Here is a 6,109-nt window from a genome sequence, read left to right as displayed (position 1 = left end):
AAAATCGTGCAGAATGGCTCTTGGCAAGGAGAATATCGCTTTAGGCATTTTAAGACTAACACACCGATCGCAATTTATCAAAACTCGTTTGCGATCGAAGACCCCGATACAAATAAGCCTGTCGCCATTGCCACAGTCAGTCGCGACATTACCGATCGCAAACGAGCAGAGCAAAAGCGACAAGAGAGCGAACGTCGCTATCAAATTTTGGAAAAAGTATCGCCGGTCGGCATTTTCTACACAGATGCGGAAGGTCACTGCCTGCACGTCAACGAGCAATGGTGCGAAATTACCGGACTGACGCTAGCAGAAGCTTTGGGTGAAGGGTGGACAAAAGCGATACACCCCGAAGATCGACAGCGCGTTCTCAACCAATGGTATCGGGAAGCCAAAGAAAATTTGTGCTTTAAATCCGAGTATCGGTTTGCGCGTCCGGATGGAATTGTAACTTGGGTATTGGGTCAGGCGATCGCCGAAACAAACCCAAATGGAAAAGTCACCGGCTACGTGGCTACGATCGCCGATATTAGCGATCGCAAACAAGCGGAAGAACAACTGCGTTATTATGCCTTTTACGATGCCCTCACCAAACTGCCCAACCGAGCTTTGTTCCTAGAGCGATTGGGAAATTTGATTGCCAGAAGCCACAAGGGTAGCAGAGAAACATTCTCCCCCGTCTCCGATGGCAAATTTGCCGTGCTGTTTTTGAATCTGAACCGCTTCCAGATAGTCAAATACAGCCTGGGACACCTACTTGCCGATCGACTCCTGATTGCCACAGCTCGTCGCTTAGAGGAGTGCCTGAGCAATTTTGGGTGCCTGCTCGTTAACAACTTGGAACTTGAAAAAGCAGATTTTCCATCAAAATCTGCTATGGAGAATACAGAATTGAGAGAATTAAAAGAAATCGATCGCCTCTCTCACAATTCAAAATCCACATTTCCATACAATTGCCAGGAAAAAAGCCAAAACCTCAATTTTTTCGTGGCGCAAGTGGGATTAGACGAGTTTGCCATTATTCTTACTCCTGTAGAGCAACAGGAGGAAGTTACCGAGATAGCAAATTCTATCTACGACGCGCTACAATTACCTTTCCTACTGGATGGACGCGAAGTTTACATCAGCGCCAGTATTGGCATTGCCCTCAGCTCTATAGGATATAGGCGACCGGAAGATTTCCTGCAAGCTGCCGATACGGCAATGCACGCTTGCAAGCGCGTCAAACAAGCTTGTTATGCCATATTTGAGCCCGGATGGCACACAGGTGCTGTAGCGCAATTGCAGATGGAAACAGATTTGCGGCGAGCGATCGAACGTCGCGAGTTGCAAGTTTACTATCAGCCGATCGTCGCGCTTAAAAGCAGTCGCATTAGCGGATTTGAGGCGCTAGTACGCTGGCAGCACCCCAAGAGAGGTATTATCTCCCCAAGCGAGTTTATCCCTCTGGCAGAAGAAACAGGACTGATTGCCGCGATCGATCGCTATGTGCTGCGGGAAGCTTGTCGCCAGATATCTGTTTGGCAGCAGGCTTTTCCAACCGAAGTTCCCTTGACTTTGAGCGTCAATTTATCTGGCTTCCAGTTATCGCAACTTGACTTAATCGAGCAAATCGATCGCATTCTGCGGGAAACTGGCATATACCCTGGGAGTTTGAAACTGGAAATCACCGAAAGCAAGTTAGCCGGAAATATGGTTTCCGAAAAGAGAATGTTGCAACAGTTAAAAGATTTAGGCATTCAGCTTTCCATCGATGACTTTGGCACCGGTTACTCTTGTTTGGCGCGTCTCCACCAACTGCCGATCGATACTTTAAAAATCGACCGTTCGTTTATCTCATCTCTGGGCGTCGATAGCGACAGTTTAGAAATTGTGCGAACGATCGTCACCCTCGCTCACAGTTTGGGTATGGATGCGATCGCAGAGGGTGTAGAAACAGTCGAGCAGCTGGCGCAACTCCAGGCGCTGCAATGCGAATATGGACAAGGGTACTTTTTCTCTAAGCCGATCGCCAGCGCCACTGCATGGGGGTTACTCAACCATTTTCGGTAAATTTTTAGAACATCTAATTCAGAACTAACTGCTGGAGGAACTGCTATGTTCAACCTCGAACTTATTTTTCAGCAAATATTTATGCTTATTTAGAAAACCCGATAAATTTTGAAACTTTGTATCAGACGAGCGCCACGCATTTACAACAAGCTTAAGCTACGATCGTTAGAAATTTTAACTTAGGTTTTAAATATGCTATTTACTTCAAAAAAAATCAACTATAAACTGTATTTGGTACCTATTTATATAGTTATTGTTATGACAATAGCAACTATTTTTATTTGGCAATCTATAATAGCGCAACAAAACGAACAAATCGAACAGTCGATCCAGGTTGAATCAAAATTTTTGCAAACTGAAATTACACAACAGGTAGAAACTCGCATCAAAGCATTGGAACGGATGAAAGAACGGTGGCAAATGCGAGGAGAGACACCCAGAAACGAGTGGGAATCTGATGCCAAATTTTACATAAACGATTTCGGAGGCTATCAGGCGATCGAATGGGTAGACACCTCATTTCGGGTTCGCTGGATCGTACCGCTAGCAGGCAACGAAGCAGCGCAAAACCTTGACCTTAGTGTCGATACGCGACGACGAGTAGCACTACAAAACGCTCTAAAAAACCGGAAAACAACTGTTACTAAAATTGTCAATCTAGTCCAAGAAGGCAAGGGATTTTTAGTGTATGTCCCTATTTTCAAAGGCCAAAAAAATGAGGGGTTTATCCTTGGGGTATTTCGAGTTGATTCATTAATGCAAAAAGTTTTAACAGAACATCATCTAGATGGATATGCTATTGCCATATTTGACGGTAAAGAACAAATTTATAGTTATAATCCCAATTATATTAATTTAAACAATAAATCTAGCCAAAAAATAGATATTGCCTTTAATAATAATAAATTACATATGCAAATATGGTTGGCTCCAACATTACTAGAAAAAGTCCGCAATCCGCTGCCCACAGTAGTATTAATAGGCGGTTTGCTAACAGCATGGACATTGGCAGTAGCAATATATTTTGCACAAACAGCAAAGCTTCGCACCAGACAAGTTGAAATTACTAACAGAAAGCTACAACAAGAAATAACCGAACGAGAAAAAACGGAAGAAAAACTTCAGGCACTTGCCTCTCTACAGCAAGCAATTCTAGATAGCACTAATTATACAATTATTTCCACCACAGCAGACGGTACAATTTGTACATTTAACGCCGCCGCCGAACGATTGCTGGGATACACAGCAGCAGAAACGATCCACAAAACAACCCCTGCCATTATTCACGATAAAGACGAAATTGCACAACGAGCGCAAGAACTATCCCAGGAGCTTGGAATTACAATCGAGCCAGGATTTGAAGTATTGGTTACTCGGGCACGCCAGGGGCAAACCGATGAGCGCGAATGGTCGTATATTCGTAAAGATGGTTCCCGTTTTCCAGTACTCTTGTCGGTAACGCCATTGCGAGATACAGCAGGCAATATTACTGGATTTTTGAGCATCGGAAACGATATCAGCGAACGCAAAAAATCCGCAGAAGCTTTCGATAAAATGCTGCGAGAACTGGGATTTCAAAAATTAGCTGTCGATCGAGCGGCAATAGTAGCCATTACCGACCGACTAGGCAATATTACTTACGCCAACGATAAATTCTGCGAAATTTCTCAATATTCTAGAGAAGAACTGATCGGTCAAAACCACCGCCTACTCAAATCAAATTATCATCCCCCGGATTTCTTTAAAGAACTTTGGTCAACCATTACCCGTGGGGAAGTTTGGCAAGGCGAAATCAAAAATCGCGCCAAAGATGGCACATTTTATTGGGCTGATAGCACAATTGTGCCATTTTTAGATAAGAAAGGAAAACCATATCAGTATCTAGCAATTCGCTTTGATATTACAAAAAGAAAGCAAGCACAAGAAGCATTAGAACAACAATTTAGCAGGGCTTTGCTGCTCAAACAAATAACCCAAGAAATACGGCAGAGCCTCGATACCAAGCAAATCTTTGAGACAGCAAGTAGTTTGCTGGGTAAGGCGTTTGGTGTGAATCGCTGCTTAATTTATACCTACGTAACTCAACCAACTCCTGAAATTCCCTTTGTTGTTGAGTATGTGGAGCCCGGTTACCCATCCGCACTGCATATAAACATTCCTAGTGTTGGCAATTCCTATCTAGAACAGACGATCGCACAAGACCGAACTTTAGCCTGCGCGGATGTTTACGCCGACCCTTTTGTAAAAGAGGGCGAACCGATTTTGCGCCAGCTAGGCGTCAAATCTATCCTGTCAGTTCGCGCATCCTACCAAGGAGAAGCAAACGGAGGAATATGCTTGCATCAGTGCGATCGCTTGCGCGAGTGGACAGCAGATGAAATCGAGCTGCTGGAATCAGTAGCGGCGCAAGTCGGGATCGCCCTTGCACAAGCCAATCTGCTCAAAGTGGAAACCCAAGGGCGCTCAGAATTAACGATCAAAAATATGGCACTAGAACAGGCAAAAAGAGAAGCAGAAACAGCAAATCGGACGAAAAGCGAGTTTTTGGCGATGATGAGCCACGAAATTCGCACACCCATGAATGCAGTCATCGGTATGACCGGATTGCTGCTGGATACAAAGCTTACTCCCCAACAGCAGGACTTTGTAGAAACCATTCGCGCTAGCGGCGACGCCCTGTTAACCATCATTAACGATATCTTAGATTTTTCTAAAATTGAATCTGGCAAGCTGGATTTAGAGACACAATCCTTTAACCTTCGGACTTGCGTTGAGGAAGCGTTAGACCTTTTAGCCCCAGCAGCAGCAGCAAAAAATCTAGATTTAGCTTATTTAATCGATCCGCAAACACCTTGCGCCATAGTGGGAGATGTGACGCGACTGCGACAGATTTTAGTAAATCTGATCGGTAATGCGGTTAAATTCACAGAACGGGGTGAAGTCGTTGTCTCAGCAGTCAGCCGTCAGCTATCAAATGCCGATCGAAACGATCGACAACTGACAACTTACGAAATTGAATTTGCCATCAAAGATACCGGTATCGGTATTTCTCCAGAACGCTTAGCGCGACTGTTTAAGCCCTTCAGCCAAGTTGATTCTTCAATGACTCGCCGCTACGGCGGTACGGGACTGGGATTGGCGATTAGCAAACGGCTCAGCGAAATGATGGGCGGCAGAATGTGGGTAGAAAGCACTCCAGGAGATGGTTCTACATTTTACTTCACCATGCGAGCCGAGTCGGCTCCCGCTATACCTCTAGTTGACCTTCAAGTTCTACAGCCAGATTTAAGCGGAAAACGACTGCTAGTAGTAGATGACAACGCCACTAACCGCAAAATTCTCACCCTGCAAGCACAATCCTGGGGAATGCTGGTGCGATCGGCTAATTCCGGCCCTGAAGCTCTAGAATTGCTTAGCACTGGAGAGCAGTTTGATATTGCCGTTTTGGATATGCAAATGCCAGAAATGGATGGTATAATTCTGGCGGCGCAGATTCACTCGGTACCGAACTGCGAAAAACTACCCTTGGTGATGCTCAGTTCTGTAGCTTGGGTGGGAAAAGAAGAAGCCGCACAACGAGCTAACTTTGCAGCTTTTTTGAGTAAGCCGATCAAGCAATCTCAGCTTTATAATGTTTTGACTCGGATTTTAAGCAAACAACTTGTCTCGTTAAGTTCTGACCGCGCCTCACTTTCCCAATTTGATTGCCAAATGGCAAAAGAACTGCCGTTACGCATTCTGCTCGTAGAAGACGTAAGCTTAAACCAAAAAGTAGCTTTGCAAATGCTCCATAAGTTGGGCTATCGCGCCGATGTTGCCAATAACGGACGAGAGGCGCTGGAAGCTTTGCACCGCCAGCCTTACGATTTGGTGTTCATGGACGTGCAGATGCCAGAGATGGACGGACTGGAAGCGACTCGTCGCATTTGTCAGGAATGGAGCAGAGGGAGAGCGGGAGAGCGGGAGAGCGGGAGAGCGGGAGAGCGGGAGAAGCGGAAAACAGGACAACAGGAAAATCGGAAAACAGAAGCAAATTTATTTAATACTTCCCCCACTCCCC

Annotated in this window: 2 protein-coding genes; both read left to right on the top strand. The window is 45.2% G+C overall.

Translation table 11 applies throughout. The features are described from left to right. A partial coding sequence (locus H6S82_RS14645) for a GGDEF domain-containing phosphodiesterase (RefSeq protein WP_191056357.1) occupies positions 1-2,049 on the top strand: 2,049 nt, incomplete at its 5' end. Between the two features lie 258 nt (positions 2,050-2,307). Then, positions 2,308-6,109: PAS domain S-box protein (locus tag H6S82_RS14640; RefSeq protein ID WP_191056356.1), on the top strand; the 3,802-nt coding region annotated here is incomplete at its 3' end.

It is taken from the genome of Planktothrix sp. FACHB-1355 (genome assembly GCF_014748295.1).
Classification (GTDB): domain Bacteria; phylum Cyanobacteriota; class Cyanobacteriia; order Cyanobacteriales; family Aerosakkonemataceae; genus Aerosakkonema; species Aerosakkonema funiforme_A.
This window is presented reverse-complemented; position numbering and strand designations above follow the sequence as displayed.